Annotated in this window: 16 protein-coding genes; 4 read left to right on the plus strand and 12 right to left on the minus strand. The window is 74.7% G+C overall.

From position 1 onward, the window contains the following. Window positions 1–1296, plus strand: a 1296-nt coding sequence (locus tag VG276_04140) for a trypsin-like peptidase domain-containing protein (GenBank protein ID HEV8648594.1), incomplete at its 5' end; no start/stop codon positions are given. Between the two features lie 67 nt (window positions 1297–1363). On the opposite strand, the gene VG276_04145 is transcribed toward VG276_04140, so the two are convergent. From VG276_04145 to VG276_04175, 7 genes are all read right to left on the minus strand, one after another. Then, complete coding sequence (locus VG276_04145; protein HEV8648595.1) at window positions 1364–2569, minus strand: HAMP domain-containing sensor histidine kinase; 1206 nt, start codon at window positions 2567–2569, stop codon at window positions 1364–1366. 129 nt (window positions 2570–2698) lie between these two features. Continuing rightward, complete coding sequence (locus tag VG276_04150) at window positions 2699–3031, minus strand: hypothetical protein (GenBank protein HEV8648596.1); 333 nt, start codon at window positions 3029–3031, stop codon at window positions 2699–2701. A 3-nt stretch (window positions 3032–3034) separates the two neighbouring features. Then, the gene (locus VG276_04155; protein HEV8648597.1) at window positions 3035–3583 is read right to left on the minus strand and encodes an ABC transporter permease; all 549 of its coding nucleotides are present in this window, start codon (window positions 3581–3583) and stop codon (window positions 3035–3037) included. Continuing rightward, a complete protein-coding gene (locus VG276_04160) occupies window positions 3580–4473 on the minus strand; it encodes a peptidoglycan-binding protein (protein ID HEV8648598.1) in 894 nt (297 codons plus the stop codon). The genes VG276_04155 and VG276_04160 overlap by 4 nt, the downstream gene beginning before the upstream one ends. 258 nt (window positions 4474–4731) lie before the next feature. Then, entirely contained in the window at window positions 4732–6258 is a 1527-nt protein-coding gene (locus VG276_04165) for a glycosyltransferase family 39 protein (protein HEV8648599.1), read from the minus strand. A 127-nt stretch (window positions 6259–6385) separates the two neighbouring features. Then, complete coding sequence (locus tag VG276_04170) at window positions 6386–7372, minus strand: hypothetical protein (GenBank protein HEV8648600.1); 987 nt, start codon at window positions 7370–7372, stop codon at window positions 6386–6388. Between the two features lie 4 nt (window positions 7373–7376). Beyond that, entirely contained in the window at window positions 7377–7940 is a 564-nt protein-coding gene (locus VG276_04175; GenBank protein ID HEV8648601.1) for an RNA polymerase sigma factor, read from the minus strand. A gap of 248 nt (window positions 7941–8188) precedes the next feature. On the opposite strand from VG276_04175, the gene VG276_04180 reads away from it, so the two are divergent. Next, on the plus strand, window positions 8189–8449 hold the full coding sequence (locus VG276_04180) for a DUF6458 family protein (protein ID HEV8648602.1): 261 nt from the start codon (window positions 8189–8191) through the stop codon (window positions 8447–8449). 59 nt (window positions 8450–8508) lie between these two features. Here VG276_04180 and VG276_04185 read toward each other — a convergent pair whose 3' ends face one another. From VG276_04185 to VG276_04205, 5 genes are all read right to left on the minus strand, one after another. Continuing rightward, window positions 8509–10236 carry an aminotransferase class V-fold PLP-dependent enzyme gene (locus VG276_04185; GenBank protein ID HEV8648603.1) on the minus strand — a complete coding sequence of 576 codons (1728 nt, stop codon included), beginning with the start codon at window positions 10234–10236 and terminating at the stop codon, window positions 8509–8511. Between the two features lie 128 nt (window positions 10237–10364). Next, window positions 10365–11390 carry a class II fructose-bisphosphate aldolase gene (gene fbaA, locus VG276_04190; GenBank protein ID HEV8648604.1) on the minus strand — a complete coding sequence of 342 codons (1026 nt, stop codon included), beginning with the start codon at window positions 11388–11390 and terminating at the stop codon, window positions 10365–10367. A 221-nt stretch (window positions 11391–11611) separates the two neighbouring features. Continuing rightward, the gene (locus VG276_04195; GenBank protein ID HEV8648605.1) at window positions 11612–13606 is read right to left on the minus strand and encodes a TOMM precursor leader peptide-binding protein; all 1995 of its coding nucleotides are present in this window, start codon (window positions 13604–13606) and stop codon (window positions 11612–11614) included. Between the two features lie 86 nt (window positions 13607–13692). Beyond that, window positions 13693–13959, minus strand: coding sequence for a hypothetical protein (locus VG276_04200; protein ID HEV8648606.1), 267 nt, complete (start codon window positions 13957–13959; stop codon window positions 13693–13695). Window positions 13960–14179: 220 nt separating this feature from the next. Continuing rightward, complete coding sequence (locus VG276_04205; GenBank protein HEV8648607.1) at window positions 14180–18277, minus strand: BTAD domain-containing putative transcriptional regulator; 4098 nt, start codon at window positions 18275–18277, stop codon at window positions 14180–14182. Between the two features lie 220 nt (window positions 18278–18497). On the opposite strand from VG276_04205, the gene VG276_04210 reads away from it, so the two are divergent. Together VG276_04210 and pgm are read left to right on the plus strand one after the other, a co-directional pair. Beyond that, window positions 18498–19163 (plus strand): sigma-70 family RNA polymerase sigma factor, encoded by a 666-nt coding sequence (locus tag VG276_04210; protein HEV8648608.1) that lies wholly within the window; start codon window positions 18498–18500, stop codon window positions 19161–19163. A gap of 318 nt (window positions 19164–19481) precedes the next feature. After that, window positions 19482–21125 (plus strand): phosphoglucomutase (alpha-D-glucose-1,6-bisphosphate-dependent), encoded by a 1644-nt coding sequence (gene pgm, locus VG276_04215; protein ID HEV8648609.1) that lies wholly within the window; start codon window positions 19482–19484, stop codon window positions 21123–21125. Window positions 21126–21259: the final 134 nt, after the last annotated feature.

Consider the following 21259-nt stretch of genomic DNA (forward strand, 5'->3'; position numbering starts at 1 on the left):
GAGGGCGGCCAGACCCAGCCAGTGCCGCCCACGCCGTACGACCAGCTGCCCTCGCCCTCGGTTCCGGCCTACCCCCAGCCGCACTCGTATGGCTGGACGTCCCCGCACGGCGTGCCGCCCTCGTACGGCGGGCCGCCGACCGACGTGGGGGGCAGAGGCCGCGGCGCGGGCCGTGGCCGTGGCTGGCGCATGGCGCTCGCCCTGCTGGTGACCGCGGTCCTGGCGGGCGGGATCGGCGGCGCGATCGTCGCCGCGACCCAAGGCCACGCCGGCGCGCAGGTGCCGGCAGGCGGCCCGGCGGCCAGCGCCGCCGCGGTGCCCGCGACCGGCACCACCAGCCAGGTGCGGGCCGCGCTCGCCAAGATCGCGCCCTCGGTGGTCGACATCACCACTGCCGGCGGCGGTGAGGGCGGCTTCTTCGGCGGCGGTGGCAGCGGCGGCGCCGGCACCGGGATCATCACCGGCGCCGCCGGTGAGGTGGTCACCAACGCCCACGTGGTGGCGGGCGCCAGCTCGGTGCGGGTGCACGTCCCCGGCCACAGCGGCACCGTGACCGCCACGGTCGTCGGCTCGGACTCGAGCGTCGACCTCGCCGTTCTGCACCTGCAGGGCCTATCCGGCCTGCCAACCGCCACCTTCGCGGCGACCTCGACCGTGCACGTCGGCGACCAGGTGCTCGCGGTCGGCAACGCCGAGGGCTACGGCGGCGCGCCGACAGTCACCGAGGGCATCATCTCGGCCCTCAACCGTGATCTCCCGGCCGGCGAGGGCGCCGCTGCGCTGCGCGGGCTGCTGCAGACCGACGCCGCGATCAACCCGGGCAGCAGCGGCGGTGCGCTGGTGGACACCGCTGGGCGGGTGGTCGGCATCACCAACGCGATCGCCGCCGGGTCGCGTGGCCAGCCGGCGCAGAACATCGGCTTCGCGATCCCGACCGACACGGTGCTCAAGGTGCTGCCCGCGCTGCGGGCGGGCCGCAACGTCACGGGTGGCGGCAACGCCAGCGGGACCCCGACCGCGTTCCTCGGCGTGGACCTCTCGGACGCCGGGCAGGGCGCCGGCGCGCTGGTCGCCGCGGTGGAGCCCGGGACGCCGGCAGCGGCCGCGGGCCTGCAGCCGGGCGACATGATCACCGCCGCGGACGGCACCACCATCAGCAGCCCGGCCGACCTGCGTTCGGTCGTCGCCCGACACAAGCCGGGGAACAAGATCAAGCTCACCTGGCGGCCAAGCGGGCAGAGCCAGACCCGGTCGGCGACCGTGACGCTGGCCACCCGGCTGGCGAACGCCGGCTGATCCGGAGCCGCCTGGCCCTGGCTCACCTCGGTGACGTGGGGCCGGCCCACCGCGGACCGGCCCACGTTCACCCCGGCGTCCCCGTGTCTCTCCGGGCGCTGACGCTCGGCTCCGCCTCGCTCTCGAGCCCCCCGGATCCCCTGGCCTCGCCGTTGGCCTCGGCCGAGGCCAACAGGGGCAGCTCGACGCGGAACACCGCCCCCTCTCCTGGAGCCGAGCGCACTGCGGCGCGGCCGCCGTGCGCGGCGGCGATCGCGGCCACGATCGACAGGCCGAGCCCGGCGCCGCCGTCATGCGACGGCGACCGGAAGCGGGAGCCGTCGGCCCGGTAGAAGCGCTCGAACACCCGCTTGGCCTGCTCCCTGGTCAGGCCAGGGCCGCGGTCGGCGACCTCGACGATCGCCACGCCCTTGGCGGCGTCGGACCACACCTGCACCTGGGCCGGCGCGTCCGCCGGCGTGTGGGCGCGGACGTTGGCGAGGAGGTTGTCGACCACCTGCCGCAGCCGGTCCGGGTCCCCGAGCACCTCCACCGAGTCGGTCACGCCGCCGCTTGAGCCGAGCTTCAGCTCCAGCGGCCGGGCGGGCTCCACCGCCGTGGCGGCCTCGACCGCCTCGGTGGCCGCCGCCCCCAGGTCGACCGGGCGGCGCTGCAGCGGGCGGCGCTGGTCCAGCCGGGTCAGCAGCAGCAGGTCCTCGACCAGTGCGCCCATCCGGGTCGCCTCGCTCTCGATGCGGCGCAGCAGCCGCGGCAGGTCCTCGGGGTGACGGTCGGCGCCGCGGCGGAACAGCTCGGCGTACGCGCGGATGACTGCCAGGGGCGTGCGCAGCTCGTGCGACGCGTCCGCGACGAAGCGCCGCAGCCGCTCCTCCGACTGCCGGAGCTGCGCCTCGGACGCCCGGCGCTCGGCGAACGCCGCCTCGATCTGGCCGAGCATCAGGTTGAGGGCCTGCCCCAGCCGGCCGACCTCGCTGCCGGGCTCGGCCCGTGCCACCCGCTGGGTGAGGTCTCCGCGGGCGATGGTGGCCGCGGTCGCGCTGATCTCGTCGAGCGGCCGCAGGCCGAGGCGGACCAGCCACAGCCCTACGGCGACGGCCGCGGCGAGGACGGCGACGGTCACCAGGATCTCGATGAGCATCAGGCGGTTCAGGGTCCCAGCCTCCTGGTCGAGCGGGAGGGCTACGACCAGGGTGCCGCCACCGAACGGTGGCTCCGAGACCCGCACCCGGAAGCGCGGCCCGCCCCGCTCGGCCGCGGCGACCGTCAGGTACACGGCCGGTTCGTCGACGGGCGGGCCCCCGTCGGAGTTGGACGCCGAGCCCGACCCGGATGTCGTGCCGGGTACGGGGAGCTGTGTGGGCAGGCGCGGGGTGGGCGGCGTCGCGTTACGGTTGGTGGAGCTCTAGAAGTTGCCGAGGATGTTGTTGTCCGGGTCCCTGATCTGCACGAACACGTCCGGGGGGAGCTGGCCGAGCAGCCGGGATGAGCCTCCCCCCGGGTCGGGGAAGGTGAAGGCGCGCTCGATGGCGCGCTCGATGCTGCGGTCGGCGCTGTCGAGCTGCTGGTCGACCCGCCCGAGCAGGAACGAGCGGAGCGCCGCGTAGGTGGCCACGTCGGCGACGGCCAGCCCGCAGACGACCAGCACCAGCAGGGCGGCCAGGAGGCGGCCCCGGAGCGACAGCGGTCGCGGCGGGGACAGCGGTCGCGGCCATGACCGCCGCCATCCGGTCACCATGACTCACTCCGTCTGGTTCGCCGGGAGCCGAAGGGTGTAGCCGACCAGGCGGATGGTGTGGATCAGCGGCGGGCCGAGCCGGCGGCACGACCGGTCGCCGCCTCCTCGACTTCGAAGCCCTGGTAGCGCAGCGCGGTCGCGGAGGTGGTCGGTGCGCATCAGGGTCGTCGTGGTGCCCTTGACGGGCGACTGCACGCTGGTCGCCCCGCCGGTGATGGTCTCCTGGGCCTGTACCACCGGGGCGACCGCGGCCACCGTGCTGAGCTTCTGGAGGGCGCCAAGGTCGGACAGCTTGAGGCTGTTGGCGGATCCCGCCGCCCCGGCGACGCCGCGGCCGAAGCCGCGGGCGAAGCCGCGGGCGCTGGTTACGGTGAGGGTGTTGGCGCCAAGGCCGCTGAACTGGTCGTTGACGTCCGCGGCGGAGCCGCGCCCCACCGCGACCAGGGTGACCACCGAGCCGACCCCGATGATCACCCCGATCACGGTGAGCGCCGAGCGGGCGGCGTTGGCGCGCAGCCGGTCGACGCCCAGGCGGATCGCCTCGAAGATCACTGCACGACCCCCCCGAAGCCGCCGCCCTGCCGGGTCGGCGTCTGCGTCTGGGTGCCGGTGCCGCTCTGCTGGCTGCTGGCGGTCACGCCGGTCACGACCTCCTGGCCGGGCTGCACCCCGGCGACGATCTCGGTGCCGCTCGGGGTGGTGAGCCCGACGATGACCTGGCGGGTCACCGGCTCGCCGTCCAGCATGACCTCGACGGTGGGGGTGTTGGCGCTCCCGCCGATCGCGGAGGTCGGTACGATCACCACCCCCTGCTGGCTGACCACGACCACGCTGGCCTGGCCGGTCATGCCCGCGCGGGCACCGGTCGGCGGGCTTGTCGGCTGCACGGTCACCGCGTACTGCACCACCGTGTTCGACCCGGCCGTCGACTGCGTGCTCTCGGCCTGGGCCGGGATCGACGTGACCGTGGCCTGGGTGGTCGCCCCGGACAGGGCGTCGAACATGAGTTGGGCGTGCTGGCCCGGGCGCAGCCGCGAGACGTCGAGCTGGCTGACGTCGGCCTGCGCGACCAGCCCGCCCGGCACGCCCAGAGTCGCCAGGGTCGTCTGCGGGCCGACCTGCTCGCCTGCCTTCACCAGGACCTGCAGCGCGACCGAGTCTGGCGGGTAGGACACGAACGACGACAGGCCGAGCGTGCCGGTCTCGTCCAGGCCCTGGTCGCCCTGCCATGCCTCCAGCGCGGCGACCGTGCCGGCGCCGAAGGTCCCGTCGATCGTGCCTGGGTCGTGGCCCGCCGCCTTGAGGGCGGACTGCAGCGCCTTGACGTACTCGCCGGCGCGCAGTTCGAGATCGACGCTGGTCAGCACCGGCACGGGGATCGACCCGCGCCGGTAGGTGCGGGCCAGCGCCCAGGTCCGCACGATCGGTGACGCCGTTCTCACCGCGTTGGTCCTCCGCATCCTCGCGATCGTTCGTGGTGGATACTCGCCAGCGGACCTTGAGGCCCGCTGAGGGTCAGCTGAAACTCCGCTGTGGGTTCAGCATGAGCCTCGGTTCAGCGGCCCACTCCCAGGCGCCGGCGGGCGAGCGCCTTCAGCCGGCTGGCCAGCTCCGGATCGTCGGCACCCACTCGCCCCGACCCGGGGGCTGATCGGTCGCGAGGGTCCTGGCCAGGGCGCGCGGCAGTGGCATCGCCTGGCTCAGCCCGAGTAGTGCCGCCAGCCGAGCCAGGTGCTCGCCCAGGTGCCGGTCAGGTCCCGGCAGACCCAGACCGGCTGGCCCTGCTCCTCGTTGTCGACCCCTTGGCCGTTGTCCAGCCGGGCGGCCAGGGTGACCGACCGGAAGCGCTCCTGGAGGAAGGCGCGGCGCTGGGAGTAGCCGACCACGATCACCACCCGCCCGTCGCCGCTCGGCGGCCCCCACCACCAGGAGGAGTTGTGCCCGCTGAACACAGCGTCGCGTCCCCAGGTGCCGCCGTAGCGGGCCAGGGCGCCCGCTTCTCCGTAGTTGGCGGTCACGGCGATGGCCGCGGCCCGCTCGGCCGGCGGCAACCCGTCGCGTACCCGCAGCACCTGGGCCACGTAGGTGGGCCAGGCGAAGGTCTCGCCGGCGTCATAGTTCGCCTTGGCGACCACGGTGAGCGTCGAGGCGGGCAGCACCGGCAGCAGCAGCGGCAGGGGCAGGGCGGCGGCCAGCGCGACCGCCGGCAGCAGCCGGCGCAGCGGCAGGCCGCCCCCGCCGTGACGCTCGCGCCGGCGGGCGAGCCGGACGGCGCCCGCTGCGAACAGGACCGGGTAGAAGCCGAAGGCGTAGTACGGCTTGCCCCCGACCAGCATGTAGAAGGCGACGAACACCAGGTAGGCCACGGCCAGCGGCCGCCAGGCGCGTGCCCAGCCGTCGCGCAGCAGCGCCACCAGCCCCAGGAGCCACACCGGCGCGAGCAGCGGGTTGGTCACCAGCAGCTGCAACGGCAGGAAGGCAAGGCCAGCGCCGAGGCCGCCGTCCTCGGCGCGCAGGTCGGCGAACACGGCCAGCTGCGGCCAGCCATGGCCGGCCTGCCACGCCAGGTAGGGCGCCCACAGCAGCGCCGCGACCGCGGCGCCGGCCAGCAGCCAGCGGCTGGCCAGCAGGCTCCTGGCGTCCCGGTCGGCGAGCACGCCGACCAGCCCGGCGCCGGCGAGCTGGGCCATGGTGGCCTTGTTGAGCAGGCCGACCCCCGCGACCAGGCCGATCGGCAGCCACAGCCGGCGGTCGCCGGTGCCGAGCAGGCGGACCAGCAGCCACAGCCCGACCGCCCAGGCAAGCAGGTCGTAGGTGGTCGTGGAGTGCAGGTGCCCGGTGCCCAGGGTGACGCCCGAGCCGGCCACGCAGGCCGCGGCGAGCAGCTGGGCGGCGCGGCCGCCGCCCAGCTCCCGGGTCAGCAGCCCGGTCACCACGACCAGCGCGCCTACCGCCAGGGCGGGCAGGAGCCGCAGGCCGAGCAGCGAGTCGCCGAACAGCAGCCGGGCCAGCCCAGCGAGGGCGGGAGTGAGCGGCGGCTGGTCGACGTAGCCCCAGGCCAGGTGGCGCGACGCGACCAGAAAGTAGAGCTCGTCGCGGTGGTAGCCGTAGCGGCTGGCCACGGCCAGCAGGAGCGCCACCAGCGCCGCTGCCACCCCGAGCAGCCCTCTGGTGGCGACTGGCGGTCGCGGAATGGCGGCGCGCTCGGCGCGCTGGGTCACGGACACACCCGGCATCGTGCCGCAAGACCGCCGCTTCGCCCCAGCCGGCCCCCGGGTGAGCGGCTGCGGGCGCGGTCGCGCGGCGGACGTCCTGGTTGGATCGGGGCAGAACGAATGCTGCTTGCAGGACCGCTCAGCCGGCGGTGCGCTCGCAGTAGGCGGGGATGTTGCCGGCGCCGCCGGCGGCGGCCGCGAGCGCGTCGGCGTCGAGCTTCCTGCTCTCGTTGCTCTTGCTGGCCAGGTAGTCCTTGCACAGCAGGCGCAGGGTGGCCGCGGTCGGCGGCGCGTTGTTGGGGGGGCCGCCCGACTGGCCCTGCCCGGAGCCTCCCTGCCCGGGCCCGGAGCTGGCCGGGCCGGGTGCGATGCGCTCGCAGTAGGCGGGGATCTGGTCGGCGCCGCCGGCGGCGGCCGCGAGCGCCTGGAACGAGGTCGAGTCGAGCTTCTTGCCCCTGTCGCCCTGGCCGGCCGACCAAGCCGTGCAGAGGCCGCGTGCGGCCTGTGTGGTGAGCGCCGGTGCGCCAGGCTGCGGGCCGGTCCCGCTCGTGGAGGTGCCCGGTGCCCGGCTGGTGGTGACCGCCGGGGCCTTCCCGCCCGCCCGGGGGACCGCCCCCCGGACCAGCGACCCGGCCCCCGGGTCGCTGGTCCCGGGCAGGACCGCGCGGGCCAGCCGCTGCACGGGTGCCGGCAGGTTGCCGGTGACCGCCGCGGCGGTGCCGCCGACCGAGACCGCCGCAGCCACCGCGAGCGCGGCCAGCCCGGCCCGGAGGCGCCCGGCCCCGGCCGGGCGCCCCGGGGCCGGACGCCTCCGAGCCGCCCGTCCGTGCTCGGCCGACCTTTGGGCCGCCCGTCCGTGCTCCGCCCGAGGGGAAGCGGGCGGGTGCGCGGCCTTGAACGCGGCCAGGGCGGGTGCCGCCCCGGCCAGCTCGTCAATGGTGGGCGGCCCCGCCGCCGCTGCCAGCACCTCGGCCACCCTGGCGTAGGCGGGCGGCAGGTCGCCCGGGTCGAGGTCGCCGGCCAGCAGCCGCTCGGCCGCGGCCTGGTCGAGGGCGAGCGGGTCGGACCCGTCGGGGTCGTTCAGCAGTCGGCGCATCTCGGTCGAGAGAGCGTCCTCGTCGGCCATGGCGTTACACCGCCCTTCCCGAGCGGGCGTCCTGACCCAGCCGTTCGGCCAGCCGGCGCAGGCCGCGATGGGCCAGCACCCGCACCGTGCCGGGAGGCTTGCCGACGATCTCGGCCACGTGGGCGACGTCCAGGCCGGCCACCACGCGCAGGGTGACCACCTCGGCCTGGTCCTCGGTCAGGGTGGCGATCAGGGCGAGGGCGGAGCGCCCGGAGATGGCTTCGAGGGCCGAGGCGGCCGGGTCGTCGGGTGCCTCCAGGTGGGCGAGCGCGTCCACGGGCACCGGCTCGGTCGCCTGGCGGGCGGCGCGGCGCCGCCAGTCGACCGTCCGGTGCCGGGCGATCAGGAAGATCCAGGAGCGGAAGCGCGGCTCGTCGCCGGAGAACCGGCCCAGGCCGCGCACCACCTCGAGCCAGGTATCGGCGGCCAGGTCCTCGGCCATGGGGGACGCCAGCACGCGCAGGTAGCGGAGCAGGGGGGGCTGCAGGTCGAGCCAGAGCCTGGTGAAGGCGCGCTCGTCCCCGCCGGCGGCGGCGGCGAGCACCTGGGGGAACGCCGGCCCGATCACCGCCCACGCCCTTCCGCGCGGTACTGCCACGGGCGCCGGGCTTGCATCTCGATCCCCCTGACGAACCGGTCTCCAAGGCCCGACCAACGTGCAGGTTCCGTCCGGAGGTGTCAAATTGCCTCGTTCTCGCACCTTCCCGCCAGAAGCGGGGAAGTGGGCGGCGCCGCTCGGCCGGCCTGCGTTTCCCGCTCGTCGGCGATGGGTACTCGGCTCCAGCAGAGCGTTCATCCGTGCGAAAAGGAGCAGGCATGACTCTCGGCGCCAGCATCTTCCTGATCGTGATCGGCGCGATCCTCACGTTCGCGGTCAACTGGACCACGTCCGGGTTCGACATCAACGTCGTCGGCATCATCCTCATGCTCGCGGGCGTGGTCGGGCTCGCCCTCACGCTGTTCCTGTCGAGCAACTCGCGCTACCGCCGGCGCCGGACCCTCGGCGGGCCCGACACCATCGTGGAGGAGCGCCCGATCATCGAGGAGCGCCGCTACGAGCGGGACGACCTTCCCTAGACCGTTCACGATCGGGTGACGGGACCGGCACGCTCGACCTCTCCCTGCTCCCGTGAGCCTCACCTGCTCCCGTGAGCCTCGGGCGGAAACGGGCTGGCCAGGCACTCGGCGGGCAGCTCGAACCAGCGCAGCGCCTCGAAGTCGGCTGACAGCGGCGCGGCCGCCTGCCGCCCAGCCTGGCCGTCGGGGCCCTGCGCCGCTGCGAGCAGTCGTTTCGCCTGGTCCAGGTAGCCGGCGAGCGCGGCCTCTGGGGCGCGTTGGGTGGGCGCCTGGTAGCGGAGCTGCCCCTGCTGGTCGTAGTGGAGGTGGTGCAGGCGCAGTGGCGGTTCGACCAGCCCGCGGCGGTGGCGCCACCGGGCGGTGGCGGGGTCGAAGGCGTACTCGGGGAGCAGCTTGTAGCCCTGGTCGGCGACCAGGTGGACGGCGTCGAGCAGGTAGGCGAACACGGCCTGGGAGATGAAGTAGTTGAAGTTGACCCGCACCCAGCCCGGTTTGATGCCCTCGCAGCCCCGGGCGATCTCGCGTTCGAACTGGTGGGACCGGTCGATGTCGATGCCGAGCAGGCGGTGGCCGTAGGGCCCGGCGCACGAGCAGCCGCCCCGGGACTGGATGCCGAACAAGTCGTTGAGCAGCGCGACCACGAAGTTGTGGTGCAGGTAGGCCGGGCCGTGGCGGACCACGAACGACACGATCGACAGCCGCTCGGCGCCGATGTTGCCGAGCAGCTCGATGTTGGGGTTGGCGCCCCAGGAAGCGATGGCCCGGCGGATGAACGACTGCTCTCGCAGCTGGATCGCGTGGGTCCCGACCGCCTGCTTGAGCTGGAACACCAGGCCGGCCCGGATCGCCCCGACGATGGCTGGGGTGCCGCCCTCCTCGCGCTGCACCGGGTCGTCGAGGTAGCGGTGCTCGGTGGGGTTGACGTAGGCGACGGTGCCGCCGCCGGGCACGGTGGGGACCCGGTTGCGCAGCAGTTCCCTGCGCACGACCAGCACCCCGGGGGTGCATGGGCCGCCGATGAACTTGTGGGGTGACAGAAACACCGCGTCCTTGTAGGCCGGCCCGGTGTCGGGGGAGCCCATGTCGACGTCGACGTAGGGGCCGGCGGCTGCGAAGTCCCAGAACGACAGCGCCCCGTGGCGGTGCAGCAGCGCCGAGATGGTGGGGGTGTCGGAGATGATGCCGGTGACGTTGGAGGCGGCCGAGAAGCTGCCGATCCTCAGGGGCCGGTCGGCGTGGCGGCGCAGCTCGGCCTCGAGCCGGGCGGTGTCGATGTGGCCGTCGGTGTCCTCGGGGATCACGACGACGTCGGCGATGGACTCCCGCCAGGGCAGCTCGTTGGAGTGGTGCTCGAACGGGCCGATGAACACCACCGGTCGCTCGGTGGCCGGGATCTGGGCCGACAGGCCGTAGCGGTCGTCGAGGTCGGCGGGGATGCGCAGGTTGAGGATGCCGATGAGCTTGTCGATGGCGCCGGTGGAGCCCGAGCCGCAGAACAGCACCACGGTCTGGTCGCCGCCGCCGACGGCGTCGCCGATGATCTGGCGGGCGTCTTCGCGCAGCCGGGTGGTCTGCAGCCCCGTGCCTGAGCTCTCGGTGTGGGTGTTGGCGTAGCGGGGCAGGACCTCGGCGCGGATGAAGTCCTCGATGAACCCCAGCGCGCGGCCCGACGCGGTGTAGTCGGCGTAGGTCACCCGGCGCGGGCCGTACGGCCCGTCCATCACCTCGTCGTCACCGACAACCGAAGCCCGGACCCGCTCGACGAGCGCGGTCGTCTGCGCGGGCATGGCACCTTCAGGCGCGGGCATGGCGCCTTCAGGCGCGGGCATGGCGCCTTCAGGCGCGGGCATGGCGCCTTCAGGCGCGGGCATGGCGCCTTCAGGCGCGGGCATGGCGCCTCCAGGCCCTGCCGGGGTCACCTGGCGAGCGAGGTGCCCGCGGACATGAGGTCCTCGCAGGCCCCCACCACCCGGGCCGCCATCGACGCCTCGGCCTTCTTCATGTAGGTGCGCGGGTCGAAGCTCTTCTTGTCCCCGACCTCGCCGTCGACCCGAAGCACCCCGTCGTAGTGGGTGAACATGTGGTCGGCGATGGGCCGGGTGAAGGCGTACTGGGTGTCGGTGTCGACGTTCATCTTCACCGCCCCGTAGCCGATCGCCTCGCGGATCTCGGTGAGCAACGACCCCGAGCCGCCGTGGAACACCAGGTCGAACGGCCGGTCCTTGCCCACCCGGGCGCCCACGGCGCGCTGGATGTCGTCGAGGATCCCCGGGCGGAGCACGACGTTGCCCGGCTTGTAGACGCCGTGGACGTTGCCGAAGGTCGCCGCCAGGAGGTAGCGGCCCCGCTCGCCGGTGCCGAGCACCTCGGCGGTGCGGAGCGCGTCCTCCGGGGTGGAGTAGAGCCGCTCGTCGATCGCGCCGACCACGCCGTCTTCCTCGCCGCCGACCACGCCGATCTCCAGCTCCATGACCACCCGGGCCGAGGCGCACTCGGCCAGCAGCTCCTCGGCGATCCGGAGGTTCTCCTCCAGCGGCACGGCCGAGCCGTCCCACATGTGGGACTGGAACAGCGGCTCGCCGCCGGCCGCGACCCGCTCCTGGGACAGCTTGAGCAGCGGCCGCATGTAGCTGTCGAGCTTGTCCTTGGGGCAGTGGTCGGTGTGCAGGGCCACGTGCACGGGATACCTGGCCGCGACGGTGTGGGCGAACTCGGCCAGCGCGGCTGCGCCGGTGACCATGTCCCTGACCTGCTGGCCGGACAGGAACTCGGCCCCGCCGGTGGAGACCTGCACGATGCCGTCGCTTCCGGCCTCGGCGAAGCCGCGCAGGGCGGCGTTGAGCGTCTCCGAGGAGGTCACGTTGATCCCGGGATAGGCGAACCCGCCGGCCTTGGCCCGGTCGAGCATCTCGGCGTACACCTCAGGAGTGGCGATGGGCATGTGGTCCTCCCTGCCAGGCGCCTATGTGGTAGGTGGAGTATCTCCCACGGGCCCGCCGGCCGGAAGCGGTCCGGCCGATGCGATCCTCCGTAGGACTCCAACAGCTCCTGCCCGCAGGGCTTTTGAGCAGGTTTGCCCGCAAGGTTTGAGCGGTTCTGCCGGCAGGGCCTTGAGCACCTCTGTCCACCTCACAGGTGGCGGCGCTGCTCCCTGGCCACCGGTCAGGCCAGGGGATGGGGGGTGTGGTCGAGCTGCTCGGGCGTGGTGGGGCAGTCGGTCAGGCCGAGCCGGTGAGGAAGCTCGTACAGGCGGGTCCCCCCCAGCCGGTGGGCCTTCCACCCGAAGTCGAGAGGCTGGAAGCCGGGTACGAGCACGCGGACCACGTGCAGCCCGGTCCCGCCCACGTCCTTGAGGGTGAGGTCGCAGTACAGCAGGTCCCCGCCCTGGGACGAGAGATGCTCGACGAGCCGGCGCAGGCCGGCCCGGGCGCCGGCCGGAGCCGGCCCCCGCCAGTCGAGCTCGACGGGCGACCCGCACTCCAGGAACTCGAAGGCGCCGAGCGCCCGCGGGTCGGCGTAGAGCAGGGCGTGGTCGTCCGCGGTGGCGACCAGGCGCGGGTCGGCCCCGAGCCGCCTGCTGCGCGCCCGCAGCGCTGGGACGCGCAGGGCCATGTGGAGGAACGGGCGGGCCTGCCCCATCTCCAGCACGGCCTTGCGGGCCGCGCTGGCCGGGTCGAGGTCCGCGCCGAGCCCCACCGTCACCGGCGGGCCCTCGCCGTGCCGCTGCATCCCGAGGCAGAGGAAGACGTGGCAGGGATGGTCGCTGGGCAGCCGGTGCAGCCGCACCTCCACGCCGTGGCGCCGGTACGCCCCGACCAGGTCCACCAGCTCGGAGTCCGGGTGGCCGAGCGGGTCGACCCGCTGCCCGGGGAGCCGGTTCAGCCAGGCGATCACGAAGGCGTCCCGCTCGAGCACCTCGAGCGCGCCGGCCAGGACCGCGCCGGCCAGGCTGGTCCCCGCGGCCAGGCCGGTGGAGGTGGTAGGGAAGATGCGCTCCTCGGGCGAGGCCGGCGGGTAGTCCATGGACACGGCCAGGGCGGGCACGAGGACGCGGGCGCCGCTCACCAGTGACCGGCCCGCGACCCAGCCCATCACCGTCCGCTCGCTGTAGGGGGCGTAGGGGAGCGTGGCGTACTGCCCGGGCCCGTACAGCACCAGCGCGCGCGGGTCCAGGGCGCCGTCCAGTTCCTCGCGCGGGGCTCGGACCACGCCGTCCCGGTCGCGCCAGGCGCCCGCGTAGCGCTCCACCGCCTCGCCGAGCGCGCCGCGGCGCGCCTCGGCGAGGGTCGTCCCCTTGCCCGAGTGCAGCAGCCAGCGGTCGGCGGTCCGCCCGGCGCCGTCGAGGTCGGCCAGCTCGGCCACGACGACGTGGGGCAGGACCGGCTCCCGGGGGTCCTTGGGCAGCCGCTCGAGCCGGGTCACCACCCCGCACCAGGGGTCGACCAGCGACGGGACGGCGTCGAGGAGGTCGCCGCCCGGCCCGGAGGCCGGGCCGACCAGGTCGGCCAGGGGCGGCGGCGTGCGCACGGCAGGCCCGACCGGGTCGCAGACGGGGCAGCCGGGCACTGCCAGGACCGTGTGGACCCGGTCCCGGCCCGTGCCCAGGTCGAGCTCCCGGACCCGGCCGGCGAGCCCCGGCGCGCCCGGGGCGAGCAGGTGCCCGAGCGCCGCCTCGGCCGCCGCCTCGGCCAGCGTCCCAGCGGCAGCCGACGCGAGCTCCGGCGGCCCGGGGGGGTTGGGTGGCCCGGGTTCGGGTGGCCCGGGGGGTTCCGGGCGCGCCGCGTCGGCCCGGGCGCGGCCGTCGCCGCAGGCCAGGATGCGCGCCCGCCAGCACGCCCAGCAGGCCGTCCGCCCTGGCACGAACAGCGGGCCGATGAGCGCCACCGGCCCGTCGAGCCATGCGTGCAGGACCGGGACCCGGTGGGCAAGACCCCGGGCGTCGAGCCAGACGTCGACCTCGCCCGACCCGGCGTCGAAGCAGCCAGCGAGCAGGTGGCAGCCTGCAGCGAGCGCGTCGAGGTGGTCCGGCTGGCACCCGGCCGGGTCGACGAGGACCAGCTCGCCGACCCCGCGGGCGGTCAGGACGGCTCCCAGCGGAGCGCCGAGCCCCTCCGGGGCGACGACGGCGACCCGCACGCCCGCCAGCCGGCCGCGCACCTGGGATGCGGGCAGGCCCAGTGACCCCAGGCAAGCAGGCGCCAGGCCGGCTGGCCGGCCGCGCGGCGGCACGGGCGCGGTCTGCGCTACGAGCGGAGGAGCCTCCGGATCTTCTGGTAAGCATCCAGCCGCTTGTCGGCCTGCTGGTCGGTACGCTCGTCCTCGGCGCTGACGGTGAGACCAGGCTGGGGCCCGCACGGGAAGCCGGCGACGATCGCTTGGGCCTTGAGTGCCTCGAAGACCGTAATGTAGGTCTGGATCTCCTGGTCGGTGACCTGCGCCTCTTTCCCGCGCGCTTTCAGGTTCGTCCTGGTCTCGGCGACGAAGTCGCGGCCTCTGGTTTCGCCTGCCATCTGCTACCTCCCCGATCGTGCCGAGCGGTGTCGAGCTACTGCGGAGGGTCCGGCGGATCACGCGTCTGGAGCGAGCGGGCGAAGCAGGACATTTCGCTTCAGCGTGATGGTCGCTGCCGCGGGTGCGGGCGTCAACCCCGCCTCGCCCCAGCCTGTTGCGGGCGTCAACCCGCTGTCCCGGGCGTGGGGCGTCACCCCTGCTGCACGTGCGGGCGCGGGCTCACCCCTCCTGCGCGTGCGGGCGGCCAGCGGGGTCGTCCACGAGGGCCGAGAGCAGCCGCCGGGCGTGCTCGGCGGCCACCAGGTTGCCCTTGCGGGCCCAGCGCTGCTCCGCCCGTTCCAGGGCGGGCCGTGCCTCCATGGCGCGGCCGGCCGCTTCGAGGACCACGGCGCGGTCCCGCCAGGCGCTCGCCTGGATGTTCAGCGCGTCGGTGCGCTCGGCGAGCGTGACCGCCTTGGCGCTCAACCACAGCGCCTCTTCGACGCGGCCCTGACGGGCGAGCACCTTGGAGCGCACGCTGCGCCAGAGCACCTGCGACCCGAGGTCGTCCCTGCGGACCGTGAGCCCTGCGCTGAGGTGCGTCAGCTCCCCGGCCTCGGCGTACCGCCCCTGCTCGTAGAGGACGTCGGCGAGCAGGGCGGCCTCGGTCGACAGCACGCCGCTCGCGCCGGCCGCTTCGAGCTCCGGGCGCCCGGCGCGCAGGGACGCCTCGGCGCGGGCGTGGTCGCCGCGCAGGCTGGCGACGTAGGCGGTGTGCTCGCGGTGGATGGCCCGCGGGATCCAGCCGACCATCGGCGCCATGTCCTGCAGGATCGCGCCCGCCTCCTGCAGCAGCGCCTCGGCCCGGGCGAACTCGCCGCGCATGGCCTCCAGCCAGGCGACCGAGCTGCGGGCGGTGGCGTGCATGATCCGGTTCTCGCCGGCCTCGCGCTCGAGCGCCCGCCAGCGGCGGATGGCCTCCCGCACCGGCGTGGGACCGTGCAGGTAGGCGCTGCCGAGGAGGTTGAGCGCCTGGCGGACGCGGCCGGCGTCGCCGACCGCCTGGGAGTGGCGCACCGAGCGCTCGACCGGGTCCTCCACCGCTGCGCAGCGCAGGAGCTGGAACTCGAGCCTGGCGACGAGGAGCCAGGCGGCGGCCAGGCCCCTCCCGTCGCCGACCTGCTCGAACACGGGGATGGCGCGCTCCAGCTCGGCCCGCGCCTCGTCCGCCGCCCAGGCGTCCGCGCTGGTCCAGGTCATCATCTGCTGCTCGACGCGCAGGCGCGCCTCGAGCCGCCACCGGCCGAGCATCCGGGCCCACTCGATGGCCTCGGCCGCCATCGACCTGGCCCGCAGCAGCTCGCCCTGGTAGGCCAGGTTGGTGACGAGCGCAGGCACCAGCTCCAGGCCGGCCGGGTCGTCGTCGGGCAGCAGCGCAAGGGCCCGGGTGAGCAGGGTGCTGGCCGCGCGATGGTCCAGGCGGTCGCCGGCGCGCTGGCCGGCGGCGGCCAGCCGGGCGCCGGTACGGCGGACGAGCCCCGGTTCGGTGAGCCCCAGCTCCGCGCGGTGCTTGCAGGCGCGCTCCAGGTGGTAGGCCGCGAACTCGTCGGTGTCGGCGTACGGGTCGCTGGCGCGGGCGTCGAGCCAGCCGGCGAAGCGCTCGTGCAGCTCGGCCCGGCGTCGCTTGGGCATGGCCGCGTAGGCGGCGTCGCGGATGAGCAGGTGGCGGAACCAGTAGGCCCGTTCGCCTGGGAAGTCGGAGGGGCCTGGCCGGATCAGCTCCTTGGCCGTCAGCGTCAGCAGGTAGGCGTCGACGGCGGGCCGGACCGAGTCGGGAGCCAGCTCGACCACGGCCTCGCGGTAGAACACCTTGCCGATCACGCTCGCCCGCTCGATCACGGCCCGCTCGCCGGGCGCCAGCCGGTCCAGCCGTGCGGCCAGCAGGGCCGAGATGCTGGGCGGGACCGGGATGGTGGTCAGGTCGGTGGTGGTCACCCAGGAGCCCGCGGCGGAAACCAGCACGCCGTCCTCGATCAGCATGGCGACCAGCTCCTCGAGGAAGAGCGGGTTGCCGTCGGCGACCTCGCAGAGCCGGCGCGTGGCGGACGGGTCGGCGTCACCCCCGAGCAGGTTGTCGACCAGCGCGGCGCATTCGGCGCCGCTGAGCGGGTCGAGGTCGATCCGCGTGGCGTTGGTCCGTCCGGCCTGCCAGTCGTGGCGGGTCTCGAACAGCTCGGAACGTGCGATGCAACACAGCAGGACCGGGACCCCGCGCACGGTGTCGGCCAGGTACTCGAGCAGGTCGAACAGGGCCGGCTCGGCCCAGTGCAGGTCGTCGAGCACGACGACCAGTGGCTTGCGCCGCGCCAGGCACTCGACCAGCTTCCGCACCGCCCAGGGCAGCTCCCGGACCGGCGGGGCTCGCTCGGTCAGCCCCAGCAGCCCGGCGAGCTGCTCGGCGACGGCCGTGGCGTCCGGCTCGCCGTCCAGCACGCCGGCCAGCCAGCCGAGCAGCTCGGCCGCGGTGGTGGCCTCGGTCACCCCGCCGGCTTGCCGCACCACCTCGGCGACCGGCCAGAGCGTGACCCCGTCGTCGTAGTCGAGGCAGCGGCCCCGCAGCACGGTCACCCCCGAGCCCGCGGTCGGCGGCACGGTCACCCCCGAGCCCGCGGTCGGCGGCACGGCCGCCCCCGAGCCTGTGGTCGGCACGGCCGCACCCGAGCCTGTGGTCGGCGGCAGGGCCGCATCCGCGCCCGCGGTCGAGAGCAGCTCGTGGACCAGGCGCGACTTGCCGATTCCGGCCGGGCCGACCACGGTCACGAGCTGGCAGGCCCGGTCGGCGACCGTGCGCTCCAGCAGGTGGCGCAGGTGCGACCGCTCGCGCGAGCGCCCCACCATCGGCGCGTCGAGGTTGCGGACGCGCCCCGGCGCTCGCGGCTCCACCGCCACGAGCCGCCAGGAGAACTGGGGCACGTCCGCGCCGTCGGGACGCAGCGCCGGGCCTTCGTGGACGCTGACCGCGTCCCGCACCAGGCCGTAGGCGGTCGCTCCGAGCAGGATCTCGCCCGGAGCCGCCGCCTGCTCGAGTCGCATGGCGAGCCTCGGCACCCCACCGGTGAGCGCCGCCGGTCCAGCCGGTCTGGATCTGACCAGCACCTCGCCGGTCTCGACGCCGGCCGAGAGCGACAGCCGCGGCGCCCGGTCGCCGCCGAGCCCGTCACTTACCTGCTCGACCACGGTGCGGAGCTCGGCGGCCGCCCTGACCGCACGCACCGGGTCGTCCTCGTGCGAGGACGGCACCCCGAACACGGCCGTGACCGCCTCGGTGGCGAGCTGCTGGACCATGCCGCCGTGGCGGGCCAGCACGAGTCTCACCTGCTCCAGATAGTGGTCCTCGAGCGGGCCGAGCGACTCGAGGTCGGGAGTACCGACTGCCGCGGACGCGGTGATGCCGGCCCGCAGGACCGTGACGGTCCTGCGGCTCTCCGCGACGGGCTCGACGTCCACGGGCACCTCGGGCGGCCGTGCCGCCGCGCCGCCAGATGGCAGCCGTGCCGGCGCGGCGGGCGGTGCCCACTCGAGCGCCGGGTCCTGGGTGAGGATGGCCCGCTGCAGGCGCTGCAACCCGGGGCCCGGCTCGATGCCAAGGCCTTCGACCAGGACCGTGCGGGCCTCGCGGTACGCCGAGAGGGCGTCGGCCTGCCGTCCCGAGCGGTACAGGGCCAGCATGAGCTGGCCCCGTGGGCGTTCGCGGAGCGGGTCGGCGGCGACGACCGCCTCGATCTCGCCGACCAGCTCGCCGTGCCGGCCGCAGGCCAGCTCGGCGTCGATGCGGTCCTCGACAGCGCTCCAGCGCAGCTCCTCCAGCCGCACGACGTGTCCCCGCGCGAACGGCTCGCCTGCGAGATCGCCAAGCGAAGGGCCCCGCCACAGCGCCAGGGCCTGCCCGAGCAGGCGGGTGGCGTCCTGCGGGGCTCCGCCGGCCAGCGCCTGGCGGCCCCGCGCCACCAGGCTGTCGAAGCGGTCCAGGTCGAGCTCACCGGGGTCGACCCGGAGCAGGTAGCCGGACGGGCGGGTGACCAGCCTGGTGTCCGGCGCTCCCTTCTGCCGGCCGGGGTCGAGCGCCTTGCGCAGGCGGGCCACCTGGACCCAGAGCGCGCCCGCGGCCCCGCTCGGCGGCTTCTCCCCCCACAGGTCCTCGATCAGCCGGGAGGTTGGGACCACCTGCCCGGCGTGCAGCAGCAGCACGGCGAGCAGCGCCCGCTGCCTGCTGCCGCCGAGGGCGAGTGGCTGGTCCTGCGACCAGGCCTCGAGCGGCCCGAGGATCAGAAACTGCAAGCGGCTCGTCCTCTCCATCAGGACCGTGATGAATGAACCTAACAGGAGAGACGCCGTGCTTTAAGAGAATTCTGCCGCCTCTGGCGCGAACGCGGGCAACCGGGCCGGCCGGCGCTGAAAGGCGTCTGTAAGGCACTGCGTCCAAGCTTGCCTAGATCAGCGGCGGCTGCGCTGCCGCACGCCCGCAGAGAGGGTGCGGGCCCGCGAGAAGGGGTCACGAATGGGCGAGACAGATCCGGTCCAGCGGTTCGACTCCCACCAGGAACACCCCGGCGGGCGGGGCCGACCCGGAGAACGCGAGCCGCCCGGACGGGCCGCTCGCCCGGGGCCGACCGCCGCCGACGCGGCCGAGCTGGTCGCGCGGGTGGCAGCCGGCGACGAGGCCGCCTGGCACGAGGTCGTCGAGCGGTACGGCGGGCTGGTGTGGGCCGTGGCGCGGGCGTTGCGCCTCTCCACCGACGAGGCCGCCGACGTCAGCCAGATCGCCTGGCTGCGCCTGCTCGAGCACGCCGCCACCCTGCGAGCACCCGAGAAGCTGGGCGCCTGGCTCGCCACCACGGTACGGCGCGAGTCCCTCCGGGTGCTCCGGGCCAGGCGACGTGACATCCCGGTCGGCGGCGACTCCGCCTGGGAGCGGGCAGGGCCCGAGGGGGTGCCATCCGACACCGCGCTGCTCAGGGCCGAGCGGGACGCCTCTCTGTGGCGCGCGTTCGAGTCGCTGCCCACCCACTACCAGCCCCTGGTCCGCCTGCTCCTGGCCGACCCCCCGCTCACCTACGCCGAGATCTCGGCGGCGCTGGACATGCCGGTCGGCAGCATCGGCCCCACCCGTGCACGCTGCCTCGCCCACCTGCGGCGCAGCCTGTCCGGCTGGGATGTCGCCTGACGGCGCAGCCTGTCCGGCTGGGACGTCGCCTGACGGCGCAGCCAGGTTGCCTCGGCGTCGAAGGCGAAGCCGTCCACCCGCGTTGCTGGCGGCCTTCCCCGATCAGTGGCAAGGTCATCGGGCCGAGCCCAGGCCGAGGCCGGCGCGCGATCCTGGCCGCGGGATCGCGCAGGGATCCCGGCCGCGGGATCGGGGGGCAGGGATCCAGGCTACGGAATCGGGCAGGGATCCAGGCTACGGAATCGGGCAGAGATCCTGGCCGCGGGATCGGGCGGAGATCCTGGCCGCGGATCGAGCAGGGGAGTGGGGTGAGCGACCGTGACCGTGAGCGAGCGCGCCGGGAGGCCGGCCGAGCCGTCGATGCTGGTCGACGTCGACCGGCTGGTCCGGGCCTACTACGAGGAGCGGCCCGACCCGTCTGACCCGGCCCAGCAGGTGGCCTTCGGCACCTCCGGGCACCGTGGCTCGGCCTTCCAGGGCGCGTTCAACGAGGCCCACATCGTGGCCATGACTGAGGCCATCTGCCGCTACCGGGCCGAGCGGGGCATCGACGGGCCGCTGTTCCTGGGCCGGGACACCCACGCGCTGTCCGAGCCCGCCTTCCGCACCGCCGTCGAGGTGCTCGCCGCGCACGGGGTCGACGTGATGGTGGACAGCGCCGACGGGTACACGCCCACGCCGGCGGTCTCCCACGCGATCCTCACCTGGAACCGGGAGCGCCGCGAGCACCTGGCCGACGGGATCGTGGTCACCCCCTCGCACAACCCACCCGAGGACGGCGGCTTCAAGTACAACCCCCCGAACGGCGGGCCGGCCGACACCGACGTCACCGGCTGGATCCAGGACCGGGCCAACGAGCTGCTGGCCGAACCGGACCGGGTCGGGCGGGTCCCGTACCCGCGGGCCAGCGCCGCCGCCACGGTGCACCGCCACGACTACGTGGCCTCCTATGTCGGCGACCTGCCCGCGGTGGTGGACATGAACGCCGTCCGCGGGTCCGGGCTCCGGCTCGGCGTCGACCCGCTCGGCGGTGCCAGCCTCGGCTACTGGGCCGCCATCGGCGAGCGGTACGACCTCGACCTGACCGTCACCAACGACCGGGCCGACCCGACGTTCCGGTTCATGTCGGCCGACTGGGATGGCAAGCTCCGTATGGACCCCTCGTCCGCCTACGCCATGGCCGGTCTCCTCGGCCTGAAGGACCGCTTCGACGTGGCCTTCGCCAACGACGCCGACGCCGACCGGCACGGGATCGTCACCCGCGGCGCGGGCCTGCTCAATCCCAACCACTACCTGGCCGCGATGGTCGCCTACCTGTTCGGGGGGGAGCGGGGCTGGCCGCCCGGCACCGCCGTGGGCAAGACGCTGGTCTCGAGCAGCATGATCGACCGGGTCGTGGCCGACCTCGGCCGGGAGCTGGTGGAGGTGCCGGTCGGCTTCAAGTGGTTCGTGGAGGGGCTGCTCCAAGGGTCGATCGGCTTCGGCGGCGAGGAGAGCGCCGGCGCGTCGTTCCTCCGCCGCGACGGCACCGTCTGGACGACCGACAAGGACGGGATCATCTGCTGCCTGCTCGCGGCCGAGATGACCGCCCGCCGCGGCCGCGACCCCGGCCGGCTCTACCAGGAGCTGACCGCCAGGTTCGGCAACCCGGTCTACAAGCGGGTGGACGCGCCGGCCACGCCCGAGCAGAAGGCCGCCCTCAAGCGGCTGTCACCCGAGCACGTCAAAGCGTCCGAGCTGGCCGGCGAGCCGATCACCGCCGTGCTCACCTCGGCGCCGGCGGGCGGCGCGATCGGCGGGGTGAAGGTCATCACCGAGCACGGCTGGTTCGCGGCCCGGCCGTCGGGCACCGAGGACGTCTACAAGATCTACGCGGAGAGCTTCCTCGGCGACGGGCACCTGCGGCGCATTCTCGACGAGGCCAAGCAGGTGGTCGACGCCGCGCTGGCCTCGGCCGGCTGAGCCCGGCGAGGCGGGGAGGAGTGACCAGGCAGGTCGATGTGGTAGTGATCGGCGCGGGGCACAACGGGCTGGTGTGCGCCTGCTATCTCGCCCGGGCGGGTCTGCGGGTCGAGGTGGTGGAGGCCGCCGAGGAG

Source organism: Actinomycetes bacterium, from assembly GCA_036000965.1.
Lineage (GTDB): Bacteria > Actinomycetota > CALGFH01 > CALGFH01 > CALGFH01 > DASYUT01.

Excerpts from the sequence above, each read along its gene's own strand:
- VG276_04185 (HEV8648603.1), bottom strand. The coding sequence starts at position 10,236 with ATGCCCGCGCAGACGACCGCGCTCGTCGAGCGGGTCCGGGCTTCGGTT.
- VG276_04200 (HEV8648606.1), bottom strand. The coding sequence starts at position 13,959 with ATGGCAGGCGAAACCAGAGGCCGCGACTTCGTCGCCGAGACCAGGACG.
- VG276_04210 (HEV8648608.1), top strand. The coding sequence starts at position 18,498 with ATGGGCGAGACAGATCCGGTCCAGCGGTTCGACTCCCACCAGGAACAC.
- VG276_04170 (HEV8648600.1), bottom strand. The coding sequence starts at position 7,372 with ATGGCCGACGAGGACGCTCTCTCGACCGAGATGCGCCGACTGCTGAAC.
- fbaA (HEV8648604.1), bottom strand. The coding sequence starts at position 11,390 with ATGCCCATCGCCACTCCTGAGGTGTACGCCGAGATGCTCGACCGGGCC.
- VG276_04150 (HEV8648596.1), bottom strand. The coding sequence starts at position 3,031 with ATGGTGACCGGATGGCGGCGGTCATGGCCGCGACCGCTGTCCCCGCCG.
- VG276_04180 (HEV8648602.1), top strand. The coding sequence starts at position 8,189 with ATGACTCTCGGCGCCAGCATCTTCCTGATCGTGATCGGCGCGATCCTC.